Source organism: Flavobacterium faecale (genome assembly GCF_048320115.1).
Taxonomy (GTDB): Bacteria; Bacteroidota; Bacteroidia; order Flavobacteriales; family Flavobacteriaceae; genus Flavobacterium; species Flavobacterium faecale_A.
In genome coordinates this window covers 1,117,270-1,142,982 of sequence record NZ_CP182943.1, presented here as the reverse complement: position 1 = coordinate 1,142,982, position 25,713 = coordinate 1,117,270, and the positions used below count along the sequence as shown (strand labels likewise).

The window sequence follows — 25,713 nt, the reverse complement described above, 5'->3', positions numbered from 1 at the left end:
TACAAACCAATGACAAAGATTTTTCAAATTTGTATCTTGTGTTTTTTTAACCGTTTCAAAATATAAGGAAATATAGCCTTAATGGAACTTAGTTTTATAATAGTTATGATTTGATAAATTGAAAATGTTGAGGAATGTATTTAATTGTTGTTTGGTAAAGTGGTTGTGTGTGAGTGTTTTAACTTTATTTTTTCATCTATTCATCTAAAAAGTGTAATTTTGCACAAAATTTAAGAATATGATCAAGATTGGCAACATTGAACTACCGGATTTTCCACTATTACTGGCTCCTATGGAAGACGTGAGTGATCCGCCATTTCGTAGGTTGTGTAAACAGCATGGTGCAGATATGATGTATTCTGAATTTATTTCTTCTGAAGGTTTGATTCGTGATGCCATCAAAAGTCGCATGAAACTCGATATTTTCGACTACGAACGCCCTGTGGGGATCCAGATTTTTGGAGGAGATGAAGAAGCTATGGCGCTTTCTTCTAAAATAGTTTCTACCGTAAATCCCGATTTGATTGATATTAATTTTGGTTGTCCTGTTAAAAAAGTGGTTTGCAAAGGAGCCGGAGCTGGAGTGTTGAAAGATGTGGATTTAATGATTCGCTTAACAAAAGCAGTAATTGACAGTACTCATTTACCAGTAACAGTAAAAACACGTTTGGGTTGGGATGACAATTCGATAAATATTGATGAAGTGGCAGAGCGTTTGCAAGACATTGGCGTTGCTGCATTAAGCATTCATGCACGTACAAGAGCGCAAATGTACAAAGGCCATTCCGATTGGTCACACATTGCTCGTGTTAAAAATAACCCAAGAATCACCATGCCTATTTTTGGAAACGGTGATATTGATTCTCCTGAAAAAGCGTTAGAATATAAAAATGAATACGGTATCGACGGTATCATGATTGGTCGTGCTGCTATTGGCTATCCATGGATTTTTAACGAAATCAAACATTTCTTTAAAACGGGAGAACATTTAGAGAAACCAACCGTGGTTGATAGGGTTGAGGCGGTTCGTAATCACCTTACTTGGGCCATGGAATGGAAAGGGGAACGATTGGGAATTGTAGAAACCCGTCCACATTATACGAATTATTTTAAAGGAATTCATTCGTTCAAACCGTTCAAACAAAAGCTAGTCACTCTTGACCATCCTGAAGAATTGTTCGCTGTTCTAAACGAAATCGAACAGGCTTATGCAGATTATGAAGTGGTTTAGCCAATTATTAAAGGTTCGTATTTTTAAAACCCTATTTGATTTTAGTTAACTTTATTTAATGTATAACCTCAAAAAATAATTTAGAAGTGTAAAAAAAAATGACCAATTTGAAAAATTGGTCATTTTTTTTATTTCTTGGAAATAATAGGCTTACTTATGAATGTGCCTAGTCTAAAAGATTATTGTTCTAAATGTTTATCAATAGCAAAGCTCATTCTTTCTAAAATATCAGATTTATAGCCCGTTTCATAAAATTGAATGATTCCATTTTTATCTACAATAATATTGGTAGGATATGCGGTCACATCAAATTTTTCTGAAATGTAACGTCCTTCAGCAATAATGTCATAATATAAAGGTGTTGTTTTTAAAAAAGAAGCTATTTTGTATTCTGAATCTAGTGCAATAGCAATAAAGTGTACATTTTTATCTTTATATTTTTGCTTTAACTCGTTTAGTTTTGGAATTTCAGCTTTACAAGGAGCGCAGGTTGTAAACCAAAAATTATAAACGATAAGGTCGCCTTCCATTTTTTTAGTATTTATTTTTTCTTGTAAGATGCTAACATCACTAAAAGTTTTTGCTTTTTGTCCAATACTTTTTTTGGAAATATCTCTTAGTTCCTTTTTATTTTCCTCTGCTATTTTTTTGGCTACCTCTAAAGATGTTACTTTAAACTCTTCCAAGGAATAAATAGATTCGGGTAATTTTCCATAAGTTATTTTTTTTGCTTTTACAGTATAATATCCCAGATTTTTATTATATCCAGGAGTTTCCATCAAGAATCCATCTATATCATAACCTGTACAATATTTTAAACCTAATTCCTTAGTGTAATAAATTTCTTTCGGTATTTTATTAACAATAGTTATTCCTTTTTCACAGGGAAAATCAAGAATTGTTTTAGATTCATTGATCTCTAGTTTTTCAACAGGGTGTTTAGGTTCTTTAAAATTAGAATATAGAGCTGTTTTGCCATAATTAGATATATGGCAATTGTATACCTTTAATTCATTGTAATCGTATAACTTATAATCGTTTGAAGGATTTGTGCCTCTATAAACACGTTCTAATAATTTATATTTATTAAAAGAAAGAACAATTTCACTTAAATAATCGTTTGATTTTTTTTGTTCTGGAGTCAACTCATTTTCATAGATTACTTCGTATGTAATAATAATATCATTTCTAATTTTGTCTGCTTCGGCTGTTTTCCATTGCGAAAAGCAACTGTTGATAAAGAATAGTGATAATAAAGTTAAAAAAAATCCAGTATTTTTTTTAGGTGTAGTTTTTTTAGTTTTCATTTTAATAAGGTTAGAGTACTTTTCGTAAAAGTATAATTTTTTTTAAAATGTAAGATTTTAATTTAAAAAAAACATTTAGTATTTTCATTAAGTATAAAATCTCAAAACTATTTAAGTACTACCTATATCTAAATATTTGTAAAAAAATGCTACTTCAACAAATTCTTACTCACTCTGCTGCTCGCAATCAACGAAGCAATAAAACCAAGTGTGATAATCGTTCCCATTACTATCATTACGTTCTCCATTGAAAATACCACTGGATAAGGTAAAGTAGGTGTAATCATAATCCATTCAAAATGCTGTTGCAACAATACAATTAAAATTCCTAAAGTAAGTCCAATTATTCCACCAAAGAGACTTAATAAGGCACCTTGAAGCAAAAATATTTTACGTAAATTTTTAATCTCTACCCCTAAGTTAAAAAGTGTTTTTAGATTTCCTTTCTTGTCCAAAATCATCATGATTAAAGCCCCTATCAAGTTGAAAAGTGCAATGATAATTACTAAGGTAAAAATTAAATAAACAGCAATATTCTCTGTGTTCAACATTTTGTAAAGTGACTCATTGAGTTGTGCACGGTTTTTAACGGTAATTTTATTTTTGAAAATAGTGTTTAATTGACTGTAGATATCTTGTTCGTCAGCTCCAGATTTTTCTTTGATTTCAATACCAGTAACCTGATTTCTATTGTATTCTAATAGGTCTTGTGCCATTCTCAAATCGGCAAAAACGTATTTAGAGTCTAAATCTTCACTAATGGCATATACTCCAATAGGATAAGCAACGGTTTTATTAAAAGCATCGTCTGCAGAGTTGATGCCGCCTCGTCCTGGTTTTGGAACAAAAATCTCTAAATTAGTGTTGAAATCCAGCAATCCCATAGAGAATTTTTGAGCCAGTCCATAGCCCACAACCACTTGAGCCGTATTATATTCAAACCATTGTCCGTTATATAGGGATTCCACAATCGGATTTACTTTAGTAAATTTAGTGTCAACTCCTTTTAAATAGGTTACTTCTTGCTTGTCACCGTAAACAAACAAAACGCGTTCTTCTATAATTTTGGAGTAAGAGGCGATGCCTGAAATTTTCTTAATTTGATCTTCTTGGTTCGAAGTTACCTCAAATGATTTGCCGAGCGTGCTGCTAATTTTCAAATCAGGATCAATATTATTGGTAAACGAAAGGCTAAAATCCTTTAGTCCACTAAAAACGGATAATACCACAAACAAAGCCATCGCACCCACAATAATTCCCATACTCGCAATGCGATTGATAATATTGATAGCGCTGTTCTTGCTATTGCTACGAATGTAGCGGTGGGCTATGTAAAGTGGAAAATTCAAATCTTATTTAAAACGTCTTTTTTCTAGCAAATCTCTGTTTTCAATTGGATTTTCTTGGTTTTTCAGTGCATTATCAATCTTTTCGATGTAATCTAAAGAGTCATCAATAAAGAAAACCAAATTAGGAACGCGACGCAATTGTTTGCTTACGCGTTGTGCTAAATCATGTTTGATCATTTTACTATTCGACTTTATTCCTTCTAATGTAGCTTGTGCTTTTTCTTGAGGGAAAATACTCAAATGTACCGTAGCTACTGATAAATCTGAAGTTACAGCTACTTTAGAAACGGAAATCACCAAATTGCTCACACCATTTCTTCTCACTTCACCTTGCAAGATATCCACCAAATCTTTTTGGATTACCCCGCCTATTTTTTTCTGTCTATTTGTTTCCATACTGCAAAAATACTACTTTTAAACATTATATAAGCAAAATTACAAAAACCTAGAGAGTCAAAGTTTTTTTAGGAGCTCATTAGCTTCGCAGAATTTTCGATTTCCCGCTTTCCGTTGCAATCTTTTCTTAGCTAAAAAAGAGCCATGAAAAGGTTTATACTACTCCCGAAGCTTTGGGATAAGGCATAGGGATTACAGGAAATATAGTTTCGAATAAACAACTTTGATGATTTTAGATTGAAGAGTAACGACTAACGATTTCAGATTTTGTGGGAGTATACAAAATCTATGAATTCATCAGAAGCTTACTTTAAAATCAAATATCGTTAATCAAAAATCGTTAATCATAATGCATAGACATTCCTTCAATATATACGACGCATCAGCCGGTTCTGGTAAAACATATGCTTTAGTCAAAGAATATCTCAAAATTATTCTAACCGCGCACAAAAACGATGTCTATCGCAACATATTGGCGATTACCTTTACTAATAAAGCGGTACACGAAATGAAAACCCGTATCGTAGGGAGTTTATCCGAATTTGCTAAAGACGAACCTTCCGCAAAAGCTTTGAGTTTGATGCAAGACATGATCAAGGGCAAACGCAAAGAAGGTATGCCTGAAGAATGGCAAGAGGAACCAATTGGGATGTCATTAATCGAAATCAAAACCAAAGCTCAGCACATTATCAAGCATATTATTCACAATTATGCCGCTTTTGATATTTCGACTATTGATAAATTTACGCATAAAGTGATTCGTGCTTTTGCTCATGATTTAAACCTGCCCATGACTTTTGAGGTTACCCTAGATGCAGATAATTTGTTGATTGAAGCTGTGGATGCGCTAATCGCTCAAGCAGGTGAAGACGAAACTTTGACTAAATTGCTCATTGATTTTACCATGGAGAAAACCGATGATGATAAATCTTGGGACATCTCGCGTGAAATTCTCGAAACAGGAAAATTAGTGTTGAATGAAAATCATCACAACGAAATTCTACATTTCAAAGACAAAAACATAGCCGAATTTGTCGAAATCAAAAAGAAACTGATAGTTGTTTGCAAAGAGCTTGATGAGAGTAATCAAGAATTGGCTCAACAAATACTTTTATTAATAGAAGAAAAAGCAATTGACTTAAAATCTTTTTCAGGGCAATATTTTCCAAAACACATTCAAAGTATTGTAGACGGAAAATACACCCCATCAAATAAAACCTATCATGTATTTGAAGATATAAAAATTAATAAAACCGCTAAAGACAGAGATAGTATTGAAGGGATAATCCCCGAAATGCTACAAAGTCTTACCGTGATTTATGAAAATTTTGCCAAAAGAGATTTTTACAAAGCTTTTCTAAAAAACATCACGCCACTTTCATTGTTGAATACAGTAAGTAATGAGTTGGCCAAAATTCAGAAAGAACAAAATGTATTGTCTATATCAGAGTTTAATGCAATCATTCATCGCGAAATTCAAAATCAACCCGCACCTTTTATATACGAACGACTAGGAGAGCGTTACCGTCATTTTTTTATAGATGAATTCCAAGACACCTCAGAGATGCAATGGCAAAACTTGATTCCACTTATTGATAATGCGCTTGCAGGTCAAGATGATTATGGGGACAAGGGAACCCTGATGATTGTGGGCGATCCCAAACAATCTATTTACCGTTGGCGTGGTGGTAAAGCAGAACAATTTATCGAGTTGAGTAAGGATTACAATCCGTTTAATAATCCTGATAAGGACTTGGTACACTTGGACAAAAATTATAGAAGTTATTCGGAAATAATTCATTTTAATAATGCTTTTTTTAAATTAATAGCCACTCAATTTGAATATCCAGATTATAAAGATTTGTACGAAAATCACTCTGGTCAAAAAACAAATGATAAAATAGGAGGCTATGTTAATATTTCTTTTATCCCAAAAACAGAGGAACAGGAGGAAGATGAAGAGGCAATAAGTAAAGACGATTTATATGTTCAGGCAACACTTTGCACCATTCAAAATGTAGTAAGTAAAGGATTTGAATATAAAGATATTGTTATCCTTACACGTAAAAGAGGTCAAGGAGTTGCTATTGCAAATTACTTAACAGAACAAAAAATTCCGTTATTATCATCAGAAACCTTGATGATTCAAAATGCCACAGAGGTTCGATTTGTGATTCATTTGTTGGAATACCTTAATAATAATTCAGATGCAGAAGCTAAGGCAAATTTCCTCTATTTTTTAGCAGAGAATAATCAAGACCAAATGGCAACGCATGATTTCATTTTAAAAGGAATGGAATTAAAATATGAAAAAGATTTTGAAGATTGGTTGTCGAGTTTCGAATTACAATTGTCTTTTCAAGACATTCGAAAAAAGTCGTTGTATGAGGCAGTTGAAATTATTCTTTCTAAATTCTTAAAGGATACTCGATACGGCACGACCTCTGCTTATGTACAATATTTTATAGATATCGTTCTCGAACGCGATGTGCGCAATCAAGCAGGAATTGCCGATTTTCTAAATTTCTGGAATAAAAATTCGGGTAAATTTAGTATTCCATCTCCCGAAGGAAATAATGCCGTTCGCATTATGACAATTCATAAGTCCAAAGGGTTGGAGTTTCCAGTAGTTATTTTTCCTTTTGCAGAGGAAGATTATGCTAAAAAGCCTAAAGATAAATTATGGCTAGAGACTAATGATTCGGTTTTAGGTTTGCCAAAAGTGTTGATTGACAATTCAAAAGCCATTGAAGGTTTTGGAGCTGAAGCCAGTTTGGTTTATAATCAAAAAAAGCAAGAGGAATTGCTTGATAATATAAATGTGTTATATGTTGCCTTAACTCGTGCAGAAGAGCAATTGTATGTTATTAGTAGTATGAATTTAGATAGTAAAGGAGAGCCGAAAAAAAATAATATGTCTGCTTTTTTTGTTGAGTATATAAGTCATTTTTCAAATTTTGATTCCGATTGCTATCATTATCAATGGGGCAATCCAGATAAAAAATCAGCAGTCCATCAGCACATTGACAAGTCTAAAAATATTCCAGTGGTTGCTAATCTGTTAGATTTTAAAAATATTAAAATAGCGCAAAAAGAAGCATTGATGTGGGGAACACATCAACAAGAGTCTATTGCTTATGGAAATGTTATTCATGAGATTTTATCTTTTGTGGAAACAAAAAAAGATATTGATGCTGCCATAGAAAAAGGGATCGAAGAAGGGTTAATTCATTTGGGACAAAAAGAAACGGTTTTGAGAACTTTGGAGGAGATTGTGAATCATCAAGATTTGGCATTATTCTTTGAAGAAGGGAATGAGGTAATGAATGAGCAAACCATCATACAAAAAGAAGGAAATATGGTGAAGCCAGATCGAATGGTGGTGCATTCTAAAAAGAAAATGCTACTATTAGATTATAAAACAGGGATACATCATCCAAAATATCAAAAACAAATAGAAAGTTATCAAGCTGCCATAGAATTAATGGGTTATGAAGTTACGCATAAGGCTTTAGTTTATATTGGTGATGTTGTTCAAGTGGTACATATTTAATATGATGGAAAATCAGTTTTTTTATTTAAATTGTGTTTCAAAAGGTATTCATTTGAAATAACAACCTATTTTCTTAGGTTCTGTTAAATTTTAATATAAATTGTAATTTTCAAGAATAATTTTAAGTGTTTCTGAAGTTTAGGTAGATAAAATAGATCATTTGTTTTATTTTCATGTTTTTTTATAGGTTTTTTTTAACATTCTATTTTGTTGTTAAAAATTAACGTGCTACTTTTGTTTGTAATTAACTAAATTGTAATTAAAATTAATAAGTATGAAACATCTTAACAAATTTTTAGTTGCTGTATTGATGGTATCGGGATTAACATCTCAGGCACAAGACGGTAATAACCCATGGGCAGTCTCGTTTGGGGTAAATGCAGTGGATACCAGAGTTAGTGCTGGTGGAAGCAATGGTTTTTTTGATAACCATTTTTCTCAACCTTTTAATGTAAAAGAAAATTGGAACATTCTTCCATCTATCTCATACATTAGTGTCTCTAGGTATGTTGGGAATAATTTTAGTTTTGGAGTTCAAGGTTCAGTAAACAAAATCTCAAAATTTGTTGAATATACAGCTGGTAACTATGTTACTTCAAATCCTGGTGATTTAATGTATTATGGAATTGACGCTTCTGTTAAATACAGTTTAATGAATGCAATTAAATCTAAAGTCATTGACCCTTACGTAGGTTTAGGTGGTGGTTATACTTTCTTAGGTGATAGTAGCTACGGAACTTTAAATTTGAGTGCTGGAATTAACTTCTGGTTTTCTGATGTAGTAGGTTTGTCTTTAGGGACAACTTATAAAGGAGCTGATCTTTTAGGAGGTGATAGAGTTGATGGTTCTAATGTTCCAGATGCGCCAGGTCATTTCTTGCATTCAGTGGGGCTTACATTTAAATTTGGTGGAAAAGATACTGACGGTGACGGTATCTATGATAAGTATGATGCTTGTCCAGATGTAAAAGGATTGAAACAATTCAACGGATGTCCTGATACTGATGGAGATGGAATTCCAGACAAAGATGATGCTTGTCCAGATGTAGCTGGTATTGCAGCACTTAACGGATGTCCAGATGCTGATGGAGATGGTGTTACTGATGCTGATGATGCATGTCCAAAAGAAGCTGGTTTGAAAGCTTTGAAAGGTTGTCCAGATGCAGACGGTGACGGAATTGCTGATAAAGATGATAAATGTCCTAAAGTAAAAGGTCCTAAAGAAAACGGTGGATGTCCATGGCCAGATTCTGATAACGATGGTGTATTAGATAAAGATGATGAATGTCCAAATGTTGCAGGTCCAAAAAGCAATAAAGGATGTCCAGAGGTTTCTGTAGAAGTGATCAAACAATTAAACGAGTACGGTAAAACTATTTTGTTTGATTCAGGGAAATCTTCTTTTAAATCACAATCATATACAGTTTTACAATCTATTACTAAGATCTTAAAAGAGTATCCTAATTCAAACTTTATGGTTGAAGGACATACAGATAGTGATGGAAGTAATGAATTAAACCAAACTTTATCTGAAAACAGAGCTGCTGCTGTTAAAAACTATTTGATTGAAAATGGTATTAAAAGCGAAAGACTTAAATCAACAGGTTTTGGTGAGACTAAACCAATCGATTCTAATAAAACTGCTAAAGGAAAAGCGAATAACAGAAGAGTTGAAGTTTCTTTGATTAAAAATTAATTTTAGAAAAATAAATATTCAAAACGCCCCGATTTTTCGGGGCGTTTTTTTATTTTTATAACATGATATACACTCCTTTTTTAGAAAAAATAGCGGCTCATTTACTGAGTAAAAATCAAGACCAATTCAATAATACTGTTGTTGTTTTGCCTAATAAAAGAGCCAAAATATTTTTGTTAGAAGCGCTGAAAAAACAAATAAACACTAATATTCGTGCTCCTAAAATTATTAGTATAGAGGATTTTATTCAAAATATTGCTGGCATCCGTTCTATTGATCCAATTTCTCTTTTGTTTGAGTTTTATGAAGTTTATTTATCTATTACTGAAAAGTCGCAACAACAGTCCTTTGAGTTGTTTGCCAATTGGGCTAAAACACTTTTACAAGATTTTAATGAAATTGACCGTTACCTTCTCGATCCAAAATATGTTTTGTCTTATCTAAAAGACATTGAAGATATTAAGAAATGGGGTATCGAGGTCGAAAACAAAACGCAATTACTGGAAAATTATATTGATTTTTGGAAATTACTTCCCAAATATTATGAGTCGTTATACGCTCATTTGTTGTCTAAAAAAATAGGATATCAAGGTTTGATTTACCGTGAAGCTGTTCAAAAATTTGTTTCATTTTCCAATACGAAAAATGAGGACTTTTTCCTTTTTGCGGGCTTTAATGCTTTAAATGCTTCTGAAGAAAAAATCATCCAACAGTTAATTGCAGTGGATAAAGCGGAGATTCTTTGGGATGCAGATCAAAGCTTTCTAAACGATCCCTATCACGATGCAGGTTTGTTTCTTCGTCGATTCAAAAGTTCTTGGAAACAATACAAAACCAATCCGTTTGAATGGATTGTCGATGAATTTTCAGCTCCTAAAAAAATTCAAGTTATTGGGACACCTAAAACTATAGGGCAAGCAAAAATTGCAGGAAGTATAATTGAAAAAATCATTCAAGATAACCCAACTACTTCTTTAGATAAAGTGGCTGTGGTATTGGGGGAAGAGAATGTTTTGATTCCCCTTTTATATGCATTACCAGCTTCGGTTGGTGCTTTAAATATCACGATGGGCTATTCAGGTAAGAATAATCCAGCGCAGATTTTGATAGCAAAATTGTTTAAAATGCATACCAATGCCTTGTCTCGAAATGCCAAAAATTACGTGTTTTACTATAAAGATGTTTTGGATATTTTGACACATCCTCTCGTGGAGCCTTATGCAGGAACGGCTCAATTGGTCAAAATTATCAATGAAAATAATTATACTTTTATAACCCATCAAAAAGTTAATGAGTTAAATACGAACCCAAGCGATTTATTTTTGCTCTTGTTTCAAAAATGGGAAAATGGATGTGTAGCAGTCTTAGAATCAGTATCCAATTTGTTGATTACCATCAAAAACAATTTGAGTAATGATAACGAAGAAGAGAAAATAACCAAGTCTTTTGTCTACGCGATTTTTAAAGTCATCAACAAATTAATCAATTATTACACAGCGCATCCTGACATTGACAAAATTGATACTTTGCATGCGATTTATAAACAAATTATTGACCTGGCTGAGGTTTCCTTTGAAGGAGAACCATTAAATGGTTTGCAAATAATGGGAGTCTTAGAAAGTCGTGTCCTTGATTTTGATACTGTCATTGTGACTTCTATGAACGAAGGGAAATTTCCAGCAGGGAAATCCCAAAATTCTTTTATTCCGTATGATGTGAAGCGAGAATTGGGTTTGCCTACTTTCAAGGAAAAAGATGCCATTTATACGTATCATTTTTATCATTTGTTACAACGTGCTAGAAATGTTTATTTGTTGTATAACACAGAAAGTGACGGACTCGATGCAGGGGAACGCAGTAGGTTTATTACCCAACTAGAAGTTGAACAAAAACCAAATCATACCTTAACGCAAGAGATTTATAATGCAATCGTACCAGAAACGGCCTATACACCAATGGTGGTCCAGAAATCGCCTTTGGTCATGGATCGCTTGCAAGAAATTGCAAATGCTGGTTTTTCACCATCAGCTTTAACAAGTTATATCCGCAATCCGATGCAATTTTATTTCCAGAAGATTGTTCGTATTCGAGAAGTTGAGGAAGTTGAGGAAAATATCGCCTTGAACACCTTAGGGACAATTATCCACGAAACACTTAAAACCTTATACGAGCCTTTTGTGGGTAAATTTGTTTCAGAGGTTGATATTTTAAATGCATTCAAACTAATTGATGCTGAGGTTTTAAAGCAGTTTAAAATCGTGTACAAAGAAGGTGAGATTAAAAAAGGACGGAATCTCTTGGCTTTTGAAGTGGCCAAACGCAATGTTTCTAATTTCTTGAAAGTGGAACTAGAAAGTATAAAGTCTGGCGATGCTATTAAAATTATTGCACTCGAAACTACCTTTGAACGCTGGTTAGAACATCCTTCGTTGCCATTTTCAGTGTTGATAAGAGGAAATGTGGATCGTATTGAAGAGCGTAATGGAACGATTCGGATTATTGATTATAAAACGGGTAAAGTTGAGAAATCATCAGTAACCTTGAAAATTTGGAATGGTTTGATTGCCGATATCAAGCACGATAAAATTATTCAAGTGCTGGCTTATGCCTTTATGTATGAACAGCATGCAGGCGATAAACCGATTGAAGCAGGAATCATTTCTTTCAAAAACTTAAAATCAGGTTTCCTACCGTTTAATTTCAAAGACGGAAAAGTTGATAACTATAAAATTGATAGCACCATAATGCAGCATTTTATAGAACAAATTGTGTTGTTATTACAAGAGATACTGGATGAAAATATTCCTTTTGAGGAAAAAGTGTAAATAGATTACTGATTAACGATGGCTGATTTTAAATTCAAAATGTATGCATCTAGTTTAAAAATGTAATTGAATTTTGAAGTTGGTATTTGACTTTTGTTTTTTAAAGACCTTTGAAGAATTTTAATAAGACGTTTTTTAAGTCGGTTTCATTTTCAATATGTGACATATGCCCATCAGGAAAAGTGACAAGTTGTACTTCGGTTTCTGCTATTTGGGCTTTGGTATCTTCGTATGCTAATACAGGGTCTTTTTGTCCGAGAATTAGCATTTTAGGATAGGGTGTAAGGTGTAGTAACACTTCTCTGTCCATTCTTATTTTCATCCCTTCTAGTGAAGCAACAATGCCTTGGAGTGGTGTTTGCAGTGCTTCTTTTTTTACATTTTCGATTTCTTGTTGTAGCCGTTGCCTGTTTTCTTCACTAAATAAATTCGCTATAGAAAGAGATATAAAATTAGAATATGATTGCTTGACAGCCTTTATAGCGCGATCTCTATTGGCTTTGCGTTCATCACTATCAGCCCTCGAAGTGGAGTTTAATAAAACCAAGCCTTTGATCATTTCAGGGAATAATTCAGCTAAGGCTAATGCAACATAACCACCCATAGAGTGCCCAACGAGTATTGCTTTACGAATTCGTAAGTGCGTAAGTACTGCATGTACAATGTCGGCATTGTTCTCCATTGTGTGTACGTACCCCATGCATTCTGTTGCCCCGTGACCTAGTAAATCAATAGTAATCACACGGTTTTTCTTTGAAAAAGCTGGAATAAAAGTATTCCACATTTTTTGATTTTCCAAAAAACCATGGAGCAACACAATTGCTGTCCCCTTACCGGTGTCAGTATAGGAAATAGTGGTGTTTTTATATTGAATGTGGTTCAAGATAAAATTTTATTTTTGTACAAAAATAAAATTTTATCTTTCGTTTACAAACAAGTTGTTAATTGGTTTTTTCGGTGTTTTTTGGAATTTAAAAAATAGTAGCATTGACGTTGGTAATTTGGTAAAATTTCTATTTGTAAATTATGATATCGATATTTGTTATTTTAATTCAGTCTTAATTACATGTAGATTCAATTTAATTATTTAAATTTGCGCCGTTATTATTTTACCAGATGAAGCATTTTAATGATTTGACAAGCAACGTTTTATTTGAAACGGAAAAAGGATTTACTTACCAATGTGACGCAACTAATAGTATTGTCGTGAATTTTGCTGACAGTATTTCGACTTATAAAGTTCAAGACTTTTTGATTTTTCAAAGAAAAGTAAACAGTGTGAACATTCTAGATATGCTTTATGATTTATCAGATTGTGCAGACGCGCAATTGATAGAAACTACCAAAAGAAATTTTTCGCATAAATTGACCATTTGTGAAATAGTGCAACTTCGAGAATTGCTAAATGGGACAAAATTCACCTTGAATTTGCATTCTATGTTATGCGATCTGTTAGATGTAAGTCTTGTTTGATGTTACTTAGAATAAATCCAAATTTCGCGCTGGTCTAGTGTTTTTCTTTAAGTTTTTGTAGCTTTACTATAATAAATTTAAAGGTTATGAAAGATTTACTTAGAACCAATACTTCATTGTCAGAAGGAGTTGAACAGTTATTAAATTTACAAGCTAAAATTGAGAGCGATGCTTCTAATAAGTATCTAGCAATGGCAGCTTGGTTAGATAGAAATGGTTTTGCTCATACAGCAACTTACTTATATAAACAAGCCGAAGAAGAACGCGAGCATTTTTTAAAAGTGTTTAAATATATTACGGATATGGGAGGAATTGCGATTACTCCTACTGTAGGTGAAGTACAACAGGAATTTGCTTCTTTTAAAGAAGTATTTGAAATTGCTTTGCAAAACGAAATTGCCGTAACTAAGGCAGTTAATAAAGTAATTGCTAAATGTAGAGCTGAAAATGATTATGCTACAGAAGAATTTATGATGTGGTATGTGGCTGAGCAAAGAGAAGAAGAGAAGAATGCACGTAGAGCTTTGGAACTTTTCGAATTAATCAATGAAGATGAAGCCGCAGGAAAATTTGCCTTAGACGTGCAAATAGCAAAAATAGGAGAAGAATAAATTTCCGAACTAAAATTTAAAAGCCCTTGATAGTGTTCAATTATCAAGGGCTTTTTTTATAATAGATGTACGTTAGTACTATGTATTCATCAAATCTTCAATCTCCTCCACTTCAATTGGGATGTTTTTCATCAGGTTGAAAGGTTCGCCATGCTCTTGGATGACTACATTATCTTCAATTCGGATACCGAATTTTTCTTCGGGAATGTAGATTCCAGGTTCGACTGTAAAGACCATATTGGCTTGCATAGGTTCGGTCAAAATTCCGTAATCATGAGTATCTAGTCCCATATGGTGTGATGTTCCATGCATAAAGTATTTTTTATAAGCAGGCCATTCTGGATTTTCGTTTTGGATGTCGGCTTTGTCGAGTAATCCTAAGCCTAGTAATTCAGAGCTCATAATTTTGCCCACCTCGGCTTGGTATTCTTTCCACAATGTACTTGGGGTAAGCATTTGGGTAGCTTGTTTTTTTACGCGTAGAACGGCATTGTAAACCGCTTTTTGGCGGTCAGAATAACGTCCAGAAACAGGGATAGTTCTCGTTAAATCACTAGAATAATTCGCATATTCGGCAGCGACATCCATCAAAATCAATTCGCCTGTTTTGCAAGCTTTGTTATTTTCAATATAGTGTAACACATTGGCGCTGTTTCCAGAGGCGATAATTGGCGTGTAGGCAAATCCTTTGGAGCGGTTGCGAATGAATTCATGAATCAATTCAGCCTCAATTTCGTATTCCATCACATCGGGTTTTACAAACGGCAAGATGCGTCGGAACCCTTTCTCCGTAATGTTGCAAGCCTGCTGGATTAGGTCAATTTCTTCTTGTTCCTTAACAGCGCGAAGGCGTTGTAAAATTGGATTGCTTTTGGCAACAGCATGAGCAGGGTATTTGTTTTTCCACCATTTTACAAAACGGGCTTCTCGGGTTTCGGTTTCGATGGTGGCGCGGTAGTGCTCATTGGTGTTGATATAGATGGTGTCGGAATACGACATTAATTCGGCCAATACAGTTTGAAAATTTTGTAGCCAATGCACTGTTTTGATTCCAGAAACCTGAAAAGCTTGTTCTTTGTTCAATTTGGCTCCTTCCCAAATGGCGATGTGCTCATTGGTTTCTTTCAAAAAAAGCATTTCTTTTTGGTTTTCATAGGGAGCATCTGGAAATAGCAACAGGATGCTTTCCTCTTGGTCAATGCCACTTAAATAAAATATATCGCGATGCTGTGCAAACGGTAAAGTACTGTCGGCACTTACAGGATAAATGTCATTAGAGTTAAAAATGGCAAGACTGTTGGGTTTCATTTGGGCAACAAACTTGCGGCGGTTTTTGATGAATAGTTGTGAATCTATAGGATGGTATTTCATTTCGGGCCGATTTTAGATAACAAATTTAATCATTTGGATTTACTTGCAACAGCTATTAGTAGGTTGAAATTTTATAACAGAAAGGAAGTAAAAGAAACATTGGGGTAACAATTTGTTTTTATACACAAAATCGTTTGGTTTTGTGTGTTTATGGAATTTAAAATTATGAGAACTAAAATTGTCAAATTATTATTTTTAAACGGTAATTATTGATTATTTCGAAACCTGTTTTTGTGATAAATTTTTATTGTTTTAATCTTATTTTTATGTTAACTCACTGATTTTAAGTGATTTAATTGGTGATTTTATGTTTTTGTTTCAGATGGAGATTAAGCACTTTAAAATGATTATAAATAGCTGTAAAAAGGTTGTAGTGCGCGCCTTTTTGGTTTATTTTTGTGTACTTTTTAAATTATATTCTAAAATATTATGGCAAAATCTGGATTATTGAAATCGTCAATAGCAAAAAAAGTAGCTATGGCACTTTCAGGACTTTTTTTGATGTTGTTTCTAGCGCAGCATTTTTTTATTAATATGATGTCAGTTCTTAGTGCTGATGTTTTTAATTCGATTTCTCATTTCATGGGAACGAATCCTTTGATTCAGTTTGTTATTCAACCAATTCTTATTGTAGGAGTGATTTTTCACTTTATCATGGGATTTGTTTTGGATATTCAAAACAGAAAAGCAAGACCTATAGGGTATGCAAGTTACAATGGTGCGGCAAATGCAAGTTGGGCTTCTCGTAACATGATCATTTCTGGTTCTGTTATCTTGGCTTTCTTAGTGCTACATTTTTATGATTTCTGGGTTCCAGAGATGGTTTATAAATATGTAGAATTCAATCCTGCAGATGAGACTAGATATGCTCATGAGTTAGCTGAGAAGTTTGTAAGTCCGGTGCGTACTGGTTTGTACAGCTTGTCTTTTATCTTGTTGTCTTTGCATTTACGTCACGGGTTTAGTTCTTCTTTTCAATCAGTAGGAGCAAATAATAAATACACAAAAGGGATGAAGAATTTTGGATTATGGTTTTCTGTAATCGTTCCTTTAGGATTCGTATTTATTGCATTATTTCATCATTTCAATCATTAATATTCAATTATAATGGCATTAGATTCAAAAATACCAAATGGCCCAATTGCGGACAAATGGACAAATTATAAAGATCATATTAATTTAGTAAACCCTGCTAACAAACGTAATCTTGATATTATCGTTGTTGGAACAGGATTAGCTGGAGGTTCGGCAGCTGCTACTTTGGCAGAGTTAGGATATAACGTAAAAGCATTTTGTTTTCAAGATTCACCACGTCGTGCGCACTCTATTGCAGCACAAGGAGGAATCAATGCAGCAAAAAATTATAAAGGAGATGGAGATTCTGTTTACAGATTGTTTTATGATACTGTAAAAGGAGGAGATTACCGTGCTCGTGAGGCAAACGTACACCGTTTGGCTGAGGTTTCTGCTAATATTATTGACCAATGTGTGGCTCAAGGGGTGCCATTGGCTCGTGAATACGGTGGATTATTGGACAACCGTTCTTTTGGAGGAACTTTGGTTTCTCGTACATTTTATGCACAAGGGCAAACAGGACAGCAGTTATTGTTAGGAGCATATTCTGCAATGAACCGTCAAATTGGTCGTGGAAAAATCAAAATGTACAACCGTCACGAAATGCTAGAATTAGTAATTATTGATGGTAAAGCAAGAGGAATTATCGCTCGTAATTTGATTACTGGTGAAATAGAAAGACATTCCGCTCATGCAGTTGTTATTGGTTCTGGAGGTTACGGAAACGTTTTCTTCTTATCTACAAATGCAATGGGATCGAATGCTACTGCAGCTTGGAAAATCCACAAAAAAGGAGCTTTCTTTGCAAACCCTTGTTATACACAAATTCACCCAACTTGTATTCCAGTTTCAGGAGATCACCAGTCTAAATTGACTTTGATGTCGGAATCATTACGTAATGATGGACGTATCTGGGTTCCTGCAAAATTAGAAGATGCAAAAGCAATTCGTGAAGGAAAGAAAAAAGCAACTGATTTAGCCGAGGCGGATAGAGATTATTTCTTAGAAAGAAGATACCCTGCTTTTGGTAACTTAGTACCACGTGACGTTGCGTCTCGTGCGGCTAAAGAAAGATGTGATGCTGGTTTTGGTGTTAACAAAACTGGAGAAGCGGTTTACCTAGATTTCGCTGCGGCAATTCAACGTTACGGAAAAGAGGCTGCTTATGTGAAAGGTTTAGATGCTAATGACAATGCATTAGTAACAAAACTTGGAACTGAAATTGTAAAAAGTAAGTACGGGAACTTGTTCCAAATGTATTATAAAATTGTAGATGAGGATCCTTATACTACACCGATGATGATTTATCCAGCGGTTCACTATACAATGGGTGGAACTTGGGTTGATTACAATTTGATGACAACTATTCCTGGTTGTTTCTCTATCGGAGAGTCTAACTTCTCTGACCACGGAGCAAACCGTTTGGGAGCTTCTGCTTTGATGCAAGGTTTGGCTGATGGATACTTTGTATTGCCTTATACAATTGGTGATTATTTAGCTCCAGACATAAAGATGGGACCTATTTCTACTGATAGACCTGAATTTGATGAGGCTGAAAAAAGCGTGAAAGATTTGATCGCTAAGTTTATGAATAACAAGGGTACTCATTCTGTTGATTATTTCCATAAGAAATTAGGAAAAATCATGTGGGATAAAGTAGGTATGGCTCGTAACGAAAAAGGATTGAACGAAGCTATTGTTGAGATCGCTGCTTTACGTGAAGAGTTTTACAAAGATGTAAGAGTACCTGGAACAGATAAAGGATTTAACCAAGAATTAGAAAAAGCGATTCGTGTTGCCGATTTCTTAGAATTGGGTGAGTTGTTTGCTAAAGATGCTTTACACCGTAATGAATCTTGTGGAGGTCACTTCCGTGAGGAATACCAAACTGAAGAAGGTGAGGCATTGCGTGATGATGAGAACTTTGCGTATGTAGCTGCTTGGGAATACAAAGGAAAACCAAGCGATGCTGTTTTACACAAAGAGCCTCTGAATTACGAAAACATTAAACTAGTTCAAAGAAGTTATAAATAGTAATTAGTCCTGAGTCCTTAGTTTAAAGTATCCAACTTTAAACCTTCGACTTTAAGGCTTTTAAACTTAAAAGAGATGAAACTTACATTAAAAATATGGCGTCAAAAAAACGCCCAAGATAAAGGAGCAATGGTTGATTACAAAATCGACGGTATTGAACCTGATATGTCATTCCTTGAAATGCTTGACGTATTCAACGAACAGCAAATCAATGCTGGTGAAGAGCCAGTAGCTTTTGACCACGATTGTCGCGAAGGTATCTGCGGAATGTGTTCTTTATTCATCAATGGTGAAGCTCACGGACCAGATAGAGGAGTAACGACTTGTCAATTGCACATGCGTATGTTCAAGGATGGAGATACCATCACTATTGAGCCATTCCGTGCTGCTGCTTTCCCAGTGGTGAAAGACTTAGTGGTAGACAGAAGTTCTTTTGATAGAATTCAACATGCAGGAGGATTTATTTCTGTAAATACCTCAGGGAATACTATCGATGCTAATACAATTCCAGTAAACAAACAAGACGCTGATGCTGCTTTTGATGCTGCAACATGTATTGGATGTGGAGCTTGTGTAGCCACTTGTAAAAACTCTTCAGCTATGTTGTTTGTCGCAGCTAAAGTATCTCAATATGCTTTATTGCCACAAGGTCAAGTAGAAGCGGTTGATCGTGTATTGAACATGGTAAAACAAATGGATGATGAAGGTTTTGGTAACTGTACTAACACAGGGGCTTGTGAAATCGAATGTCCAAAAGGAATTTCATTAGAAAACATTGCTCGTATGAACAGAGAGTATATGTCGGCTAGTTTGAAAGGATAATTTCTCTTTGACTTTGCCAGTTCGAGCGTAGTCGAGAACTAAATATATAAAAAAACGCATTCATTCATATGGATGCGTTTTTTTGGTTTAAACCTGCGATGTATAATTGATCTTCCGTGAAATTCGTATCTGTGGTGTACAATTTACTTTTTGAACTGTTCCAGTGCCTTTTTAGTAAAATCAGACAAAACTAATCTTCCTGTTATTTGAGCTCTTTCAATTAATAAACTGTCCCAATGTTCCGTTCCTTCCCATAATACTTTTTTCATTTCTGCTAAGGCTTCGGGATGGTAGGAAGCTAATTTGCTAGTGAAATTTTCGACGGATTGATCCAATTGTTCAATATCAGTAACAACTTCGGCGAATAAACCTTTCTGATGTGCCCATTGTGCCGTTTTCCACTGGTCTGGAGTTAGTGTCATTTCGGTCATAGCAGTTTTGCCTATTCTACGGCTTACGGCTGGTTCAATGACAAATGGACCGATACCGATAGCGATTTCAGATAGCTTTACTGCACTATTTTCAGTTCCAAATGCGTAATCACAGGCGGAGATAATGCCAACGCCACCGCCAACGGCTTTTCCTTGAATACGACCAACAATAATTTTGGAACAAGAGCGCATGGAATTAATCAAATTGGCAAAACCTGAAAAAAAATGAAGCCCTTGATCCGCATTTTGTACAGCTAAAAGTTCGTCAAAAGAAGCGCCTGCACAAAACACTTTTTCGCCTTCACTTTGCAAAAGAATAACAGAAACATCATTATTGGTGCTCAGTGAATCGATTTCGGTTGTAAGCGCGTCTAGCAACGCTCTTGGAAAAGAATTACTAGCTGGATGCCCAAAAGTGATTGTTGCTATTTTGTTTTTAACTTTAGTGGTCAAAGTTCCATTTAAGTCTTTTGCTGTCATAATTAAGAAAAAGGTTTGATGTAAAGTTAGAAATATCCGGATGAATCTTTCGTTTTATAAAAATAAAGTTTTTTGCAAAAGTAATTATGTTATATTTGCATCAGTTCTGGGGGATTAGCTCATTTGGCTAGAGTACTTGCCTGGCAGGCAAGGGGTGACCGGTTCGAATCCGGTATTCTCCACATAATAAAAAACTCAAGTCATTCGGCTTGAGTTTTTTGTTTTAATCGTATTTCAAGGGTCCAATTGTATTCATAACTCTAACAATTTTAGTTTTTCTATTATTGATATAGGATGAGGAGCCTGTCGCTTTGTACCTTCTTGGACTCGGTAAAATTGCGGCAATACCAGCGGCTTGAGTAGGAGTGAGGCTACTGCAGTCTTTGCGGTACCAATATTGAGTAGCAGCTTGTGCACCATAAATTCCGTCTCCCATTTCGATGCTATTCAAATACACTTCCATGATGCGTTCTTTGCCCCAAATCAATTCAATAAGTACGGTAAAATAAGCTTCTAATCCTTTGCGAAGATAACTTCTGCCTTGCCATAGGAATACATTTTTAGCTGTTTGTTGGCTGATAGTGCTTCCTCCTTTTATTTTACGTCCACGTTCGTTGTTTTTGTATGCTTTTTGCAGAGCTCCAAAATCAAATCCGTTGTGGGTTAAAAATAAGCCGTCTTCACTAGCGATTACTGCTTTTTGAAGATTCATGGAAATGTTTTCAATAGGTTCCCAATCATGACTAAAGACCGCATCTTTACCCGAAGTTTTATTTTCGATAATTCGAATAACCATCAAAGGGGTGAAAGGGACAGGTACGTACTTAAAAAGCAATACAAAGAAAAGTGATATTCCAAGAAAGCCTAAAGTTAATTTAAGAAGTATCGATTTTAGTTTACTCATACCGCTATTAGTGTCTTTTTTAGTTGTTTTTTTTACTGGTTTCTTTTGGGTTTTGTGGGCTGCCATTTTTTTCTGTTGATTTTGTAAAATTACCTTTTTTACCAAATCCTCCAATTTATTTTGATTGATTTCTTAGGTTATGATAGTTTTAACTTCTAAAGGTCTTGTGTGCCAAAGTATTTTTGTTACATTTATTTTTGCAGTTTTAGTGTTTAGATATGGCTGCCTATTTTTTAAAATCCAAGCAAAATTATTTTCGATACATGGGAAATAAGAGTCATCTTCCTTTAAAAGTAATTATTAGTTATTTTGTACTAACCGCTTTAGTGGTGAGTGTAGGCTGGGTTTTGTATACTGAAAATGTAGTTTATACGAAAATCGAAAATAAAAGCGCTTTTGAGAATAATACCGTTTTACGCATTAGTAAACTTTTTTCTAATGTTTATAAGACAGAAAGCCTCGCTCGAAAAACCATTCAATCGAATTCGAAAGTTGATTTTCAAAATTATATTAAACAAACCGATTCCTTGCAAATCAGAATTGATTCTTTGAAAAAAGCCGTTTCAAATGATTACCAGATTAAACTATTAGACAGTGTTACAGTTCTGCTTACAGAAAAAACCCAAAATATTAAGAAGCTTAAAGCAATTAAAAATAAAACCACAGATGAAGCTTCTGTCAATGATGCCATACTGGAATTGACGCAATTAGAATTTTCACTTCGAAAATTACAGCTCAATGATTTTACCAGAACCCCCGATAAATTAGATTCATATCAACGCAGGGTTTTACAAAATTATGTAGACTATCTCAATAAAAACATTCCTGATGATAGTACCAATACATTGACTAAAAAAGCGACAGATTCTATTTTGGCAGCTTCCAAACGGTTGCTGAATCGGGTGAAAATTGAAACGGAGAAAAAGAAGGAATCTTTAAGTTTAGAAGAGAATAAACTGCTGGAGAATGAAATTTTAATTTCGGAACAACTTCGCAAAGTATTGCGTATTATCGAAAGTGAAATTATTGTGTATTCGATTAGGAATAATTATGAAAAAGAAAAGTCGCTTAAGAAAATCAATCAAATAGTGACTTATGCGGCTGGAATAGGTCTGCTACTTACTGTCTTCTTTTCTGTCTTAATTACCAGTGATTTTTCAAAATCACAGTCCTATAAAACTCAATTAGAAGTGGCTAATTTCAAAACACAAAATTTATTAAAAAGCCGAGAGCAATTGATTTCTACGGTGAGTCATGATTTAAAAACACCATTGAGTACGATTGTCGGTTATGCTGAACTATTGGGTAGTTCTGATTTGAACAAAAAACAATTGTATTATACGAATAATATAAAAAATTCATCAGATTATATTTCAAGATTGGTTCAAGATTTATTAGACTTTTCACAAATCGAAGCGGGTAAAATTACTCTTGAAAAAGCACCTTTTTCGTTAGAAAATACCATCATTGAAATTGCTCATGATATTCAATCTGTTCATAGTCAAAAGGAAATTGAGCTTCAAATTTTGATTGACAAAAGATTAAAACAAACAATTGTTGGAGATCTGTTTAGAGTCAAGCAGATTTTGATTAATATTTTGGGAAATGCCTATAAATTTACAACTAACGGTTTTGTGAAAATTAACGCAAGTATTTCGGCAAATGAAAAATGGGTGCTTGTTAGTATTTCCGATTCTGGAATTGGAATTGAAAAAGAAAGTCAAGAAATCATTTTTGATGAGTTTACCCAAGCTAATGAAAGGATAGAAAAGCAGTTTGGTGGAACTGGACTAGGATTAGCGATTTCAAAAAAGATTAGCCACCTACTAGGAGGGGATTTGTATTTAAAAAATAGTTCTGATAAAGGCAGTTGTTTCGAAATTCGATTGCCTTTATTGTTTACTCCTCAAGACAATGAAGACAGCGATGTTTTTGTGCCAACTAAACAAAATAAAACCATTGTCATTGTGGATGATGATGCAGATTTACTAAGATTGACATCCGAAATCTTGAGCGAATATTATAATGTGATTGCTTTTTCAGATGCCCAAAAGTTGTTGGAATACATAACTACTGAATCGTTTGACATGCTGATCACCGACATTCAGATGCCAATTATGGATGGTTTTGAACTGGTCAATACTCTGATAAATAAAGTGCGAAGTAATTATGTTTCTCAACCCTTGATAGCCGTAACGGGTAGGACTGATCTAGAAAATGAAGTGTATGTGAAAGCTGGATTTACCACGGTTCTTAAAAAACCGTTGTCTCCAAATTTTCTACTAAAGACAATTGATGCGATTTTGAAAAACGAAACTATTCCTTTACCTACTACAGATAATTTAAAGGATAATTTGTCAAACAAATTGTTTTCATTGGATTCGTTCAAGTTGTTTTTGAATAATGATAGGGAGGCGATAAAAACTGTGTTGGAGTCTTTTTTGAAGTCTACCAAAGATAATTTAATTGAGATGGAAAGTGCGGTTGAAATTTTGGAACATGAAAAAATTAAAGCCTTGGCACACCGTATGGCTCCAATGTTTAAGCAAATTAAAGCATTTGAAATTGCAGTAATTTTAAATAATTTAGAATCTAATAAGTATGCTGATTTTCAAATCAAAGAAGCTGTAATAGATTTAAAAATAAAGATCAAAAAGTTGTTTGTGGAACTCGAAAAAGAGCTTTAATTGATATTGTATAATTTTAGTTTATTGTACAATGTTTTTCTGGTAATTTTAAGCAATTTTGCAGCTTCGGATTTGTTGTTTTGTGTTTTTTTTAATGCCAATTCTATAGCGTCTTTTTCATTTTCAGACAAAGACAAAGAATCGGTTTTGTTTTCTTTTTGTTGAAAAAATTCAGCAGGTAAAACGGAAGTTTCTATGAAGTCTCCTTTTGTTAAAAGTGTAGAACGTTTGACACAGTTTTGCAGCTCTCTTAAATTCCCTGGCCAAGAATAGTTTTGAAAGATGTGTACCACTTCTTTTGAAAAACCGATTACCTCCCGATTGAGTTGTGCATTGGCTTTGTCCAAAAAGAATTCTGCAAAAATCATCAAATCTTCACCACGTTCTGAAAGGGAAGGAGAATGGATAGAAAACTCATTGATTCGATGGTACAAATCTTCTCTGAAATCGCCTTTTTTTACAGCTTCACGTAAATCTTCGTTAGTGGCTGTTATAATCCGAATGTCAACTTCAATTTCTTTATTGCTTCCTACGGGTTTTATTTTTCGCTCTTGTAAAGCACGTAAGAGTTGAATTTGATTTTCATACGATAGATTCCCTATTTCATCTAAAAATAGAGTACCACCATTGGCCGCTTCAAAGTAGCCTACTTTATCTGAAATTGCGCCTGTAAACGAACCTTTTAAATGGCCGAAAAATTCACTAGTGGCTAGTTCTTTTGGAATTGCGCCACAGTCAACTGCAATAAAGTTTTGCTCTTTTCGATGACTATTTTGATGAATACTTTTGGCAATTATTTCTTTCCCAGTTCCACTTTCGCCAATAATTAACACCGACATATCTGTAGGGCTGACCAATTGGATGTGTTCACTCAATTTTTTTGATTCTGTAGATATTCCTTGGACATATTCAGAAGACGCTGTTTTTTTTTTCGTTTTTGGAGTTTCTTTTTTTGGTGGAGTAAGAGTTTGCGAAACTTGTAAGGCGTTGTTAATTACTAATAATACTTCATCTGGATTGAAAGGTTTTGAAATGTAATCACTAGCGCCATTTTTTATTGCCTTTACGGCTGTAGTTACGTCTGAATAACCAGTCATTAAGATTACAGGAATCTTTGGGTGGTTTTCTTTTATTTCGCCCAATAGCGTTATTCCGTCCGTGTCTGGTAATCGTAAATCCGTAAGTATTAAATCAAATGCTTCTTTTTGGATCATTAGTCGAGCCTCTTCGGCATTGAAAGAAGTATTAATGGAAAAATTATTCTTAGTTAAAAATTTCTCCAGTAATTTACAAAACGAAATATCATCTTCAATGATTAAGATTTTCTGCATTTGATTTAGTGGTTTTGGAGCTAATTTAAGGCTTATATTATTGTATTTTCATAAAATTATGCAAAAAAAATAGGTCGCATTGCGACCTATTCTCTTATTATTACTCATTCGTGATGTTGTATTGAGATCAGTAACCAC

The 25,713-nt window shown here is 34.1% G+C and carries 18 protein-coding genes and 1 tRNA gene; 11 read left to right on the top strand and 8 right to left on the bottom strand.

What is annotated here, in order from left to right:
* Positions 1-238: 238 nt before the first annotated feature.
* Positions 239-1,231, top strand: a complete 993-nt coding sequence (dusB, locus tag ACNH59_RS04765) for a tRNA dihydrouridine synthase DusB (protein ID WP_418264288.1) — start codon at positions 239-241, stop codon at positions 1,229-1,231.
* A gap of 179 nt (positions 1,232-1,410) precedes the next feature.
* Here dusB and ACNH59_RS04760 read toward each other — a convergent pair whose 3' ends face one another.
* From ACNH59_RS04760 to rbfA, 3 genes are all read right to left on the bottom strand, one after another.
* A complete protein-coding gene (locus ACNH59_RS04760) occupies positions 1,411-2,538 on the bottom strand; it encodes a TlpA family protein disulfide reductase (RefSeq protein ID WP_418264287.1) in 1,128 nt (375 codons plus the stop codon).
* A 149-nt stretch (positions 2,539-2,687) separates the two neighbouring features.
* Positions 2,688-3,887 (bottom strand): ABC transporter permease, encoded by a 1,200-nt coding sequence (locus tag ACNH59_RS04755; RefSeq protein ID WP_418264286.1) that lies wholly within the window; start codon positions 3,885-3,887, stop codon positions 2,688-2,690.
* A 3-nt stretch (positions 3,888-3,890) separates the two neighbouring features.
* A complete protein-coding gene (gene rbfA, locus ACNH59_RS04750) occupies positions 3,891-4,283 on the bottom strand; it encodes a 30S ribosome-binding factor RbfA (RefSeq protein ID WP_418264285.1) in 393 nt (130 codons plus the stop codon).
* A 349-nt stretch (positions 4,284-4,632) separates the two neighbouring features.
* Here rbfA and ACNH59_RS04745 point away from each other — a divergent pair, with 349 nt between their 5' ends.
* From ACNH59_RS04745 to ACNH59_RS04735, 3 genes are all read left to right on the top strand, one after another.
* Positions 4,633-7,836, top strand: a complete 3,204-nt coding sequence (locus ACNH59_RS04745) for a UvrD-helicase domain-containing protein (RefSeq protein WP_418264284.1) — start codon at positions 4,633-4,635, stop codon at positions 7,834-7,836.
* 274 nt (positions 7,837-8,110) lie between these two features.
* Positions 8,111-9,532 carry an OmpA family protein gene (locus ACNH59_RS04740; RefSeq protein ID WP_418264283.1) on the top strand — a complete coding sequence of 474 codons (1,422 nt, stop codon included), beginning with the start codon at positions 8,111-8,113 and terminating at the stop codon, positions 9,530-9,532.
* Positions 9,533-9,594: 62 nt separating this feature from the next.
* Positions 9,595-12,357, top strand: a complete 2,763-nt coding sequence (locus ACNH59_RS04735; RefSeq protein ID WP_418264282.1) for a PD-(D/E)XK nuclease family protein — start codon at positions 9,595-9,597, stop codon at positions 12,355-12,357.
* 100 nt (positions 12,358-12,457) lie between these two features.
* On the opposite strand, the gene ACNH59_RS04730 is transcribed toward ACNH59_RS04735, so the two are convergent.
* On the bottom strand, positions 12,458-13,240 hold the full coding sequence (locus ACNH59_RS04730) for an alpha/beta fold hydrolase (protein ID WP_418264281.1): 783 nt from the start codon (positions 13,238-13,240) through the stop codon (positions 12,458-12,460).
* A gap of 233 nt (positions 13,241-13,473) precedes the next feature.
* Between ACNH59_RS04730 and ACNH59_RS04725 the strand changes: the two genes are divergently transcribed.
* Complete coding sequence (locus ACNH59_RS04725; RefSeq protein ID WP_418264280.1) at positions 13,474-13,830, top strand: hypothetical protein; 357 nt, start codon at positions 13,474-13,476, stop codon at positions 13,828-13,830.
* Positions 13,831-13,916: 86 nt separating this feature from the next.
* Positions 13,917-14,441, top strand: a complete 525-nt coding sequence (locus ACNH59_RS04720; RefSeq protein WP_418264279.1) for a ferritin — start codon at positions 13,917-13,919, stop codon at positions 14,439-14,441.
* Between the two features lie 78 nt (positions 14,442-14,519).
* Here the strand turns inward: ACNH59_RS04720 and ACNH59_RS04715 are convergent, their stop codons facing one another.
* Positions 14,520-15,812, bottom strand: coding sequence for an aminopeptidase P N-terminal domain-containing protein (locus tag ACNH59_RS04715; protein WP_418264278.1), 1,293 nt, complete (start codon positions 15,810-15,812; stop codon positions 14,520-14,522).
* A gap of 429 nt (positions 15,813-16,241) precedes the next feature.
* Between ACNH59_RS04715 and ACNH59_RS04710 the strand changes: the two genes are divergently transcribed.
* From ACNH59_RS04710 to ACNH59_RS04700, 3 genes are all read left to right on the top strand, one after another.
* Complete coding sequence (locus tag ACNH59_RS04710; protein ID WP_418264277.1) at positions 16,242-16,907, top strand: succinate dehydrogenase cytochrome b subunit; 666 nt, start codon at positions 16,242-16,244, stop codon at positions 16,905-16,907.
* A gap of 12 nt (positions 16,908-16,919) precedes the next feature.
* A complete protein-coding gene (locus tag ACNH59_RS04705) occupies positions 16,920-18,920 on the top strand; it encodes a fumarate reductase/succinate dehydrogenase flavoprotein subunit (RefSeq protein ID WP_418264276.1) in 2,001 nt (666 codons plus the stop codon).
* 75 nt (positions 18,921-18,995) lie between these two features.
* Positions 18,996-19,742, top strand: coding sequence for a succinate dehydrogenase/fumarate reductase iron-sulfur subunit (locus tag ACNH59_RS04700; protein WP_418264275.1), 747 nt, complete (start codon positions 18,996-18,998; stop codon positions 19,740-19,742).
* Positions 19,743-19,885: 143 nt separating this feature from the next.
* Here the strand turns inward: ACNH59_RS04700 and ACNH59_RS04695 are convergent, their stop codons facing one another.
* Positions 19,886-20,653 (bottom strand): enoyl-CoA hydratase/isomerase family protein, encoded by a 768-nt coding sequence (locus tag ACNH59_RS04695; RefSeq protein ID WP_418264274.1) that lies wholly within the window; start codon positions 20,651-20,653, stop codon positions 19,886-19,888.
* Positions 20,654-20,761: 108 nt separating this feature from the next.
* On the opposite strand from ACNH59_RS04695, the gene ACNH59_RS04690 reads away from it, so the two are divergent.
* Positions 20,762-20,835 (top strand) — tRNA-Ala (locus ACNH59_RS04690).
* A 41-nt stretch (positions 20,836-20,876) separates the two neighbouring features.
* Here ACNH59_RS04690 and mtgA read toward each other — a convergent pair.
* A complete protein-coding gene (gene mtgA, locus ACNH59_RS04685) occupies positions 20,877-21,623 on the bottom strand; it encodes a monofunctional biosynthetic peptidoglycan transglycosylase (protein ID WP_418264273.1) in 747 nt (248 codons plus the stop codon).
* Positions 21,624-21,820: 197 nt separating this feature from the next.
* Here mtgA and ACNH59_RS04680 point away from each other — a divergent pair, with 197 nt between their 5' ends.
* Entirely contained in the window at positions 21,821-24,244 is a 2,424-nt protein-coding gene (locus ACNH59_RS04680; RefSeq protein ID WP_418264272.1) for a hybrid sensor histidine kinase/response regulator, read from the top strand.
* On the opposite strand, the gene ACNH59_RS04675 is transcribed toward ACNH59_RS04680, so the two are convergent.
* The gene (locus ACNH59_RS04675; RefSeq protein ID WP_418264271.1) at positions 24,241-25,575 is read right to left on the bottom strand and encodes a sigma-54-dependent transcriptional regulator; all 1,335 of its coding nucleotides are present in this window, start codon (positions 25,573-25,575) and stop codon (positions 24,241-24,243) included. The genes ACNH59_RS04680 and ACNH59_RS04675 overlap by 4 nt on opposite strands.
* Positions 25,576-25,713: the final 138 nt, after the last annotated feature.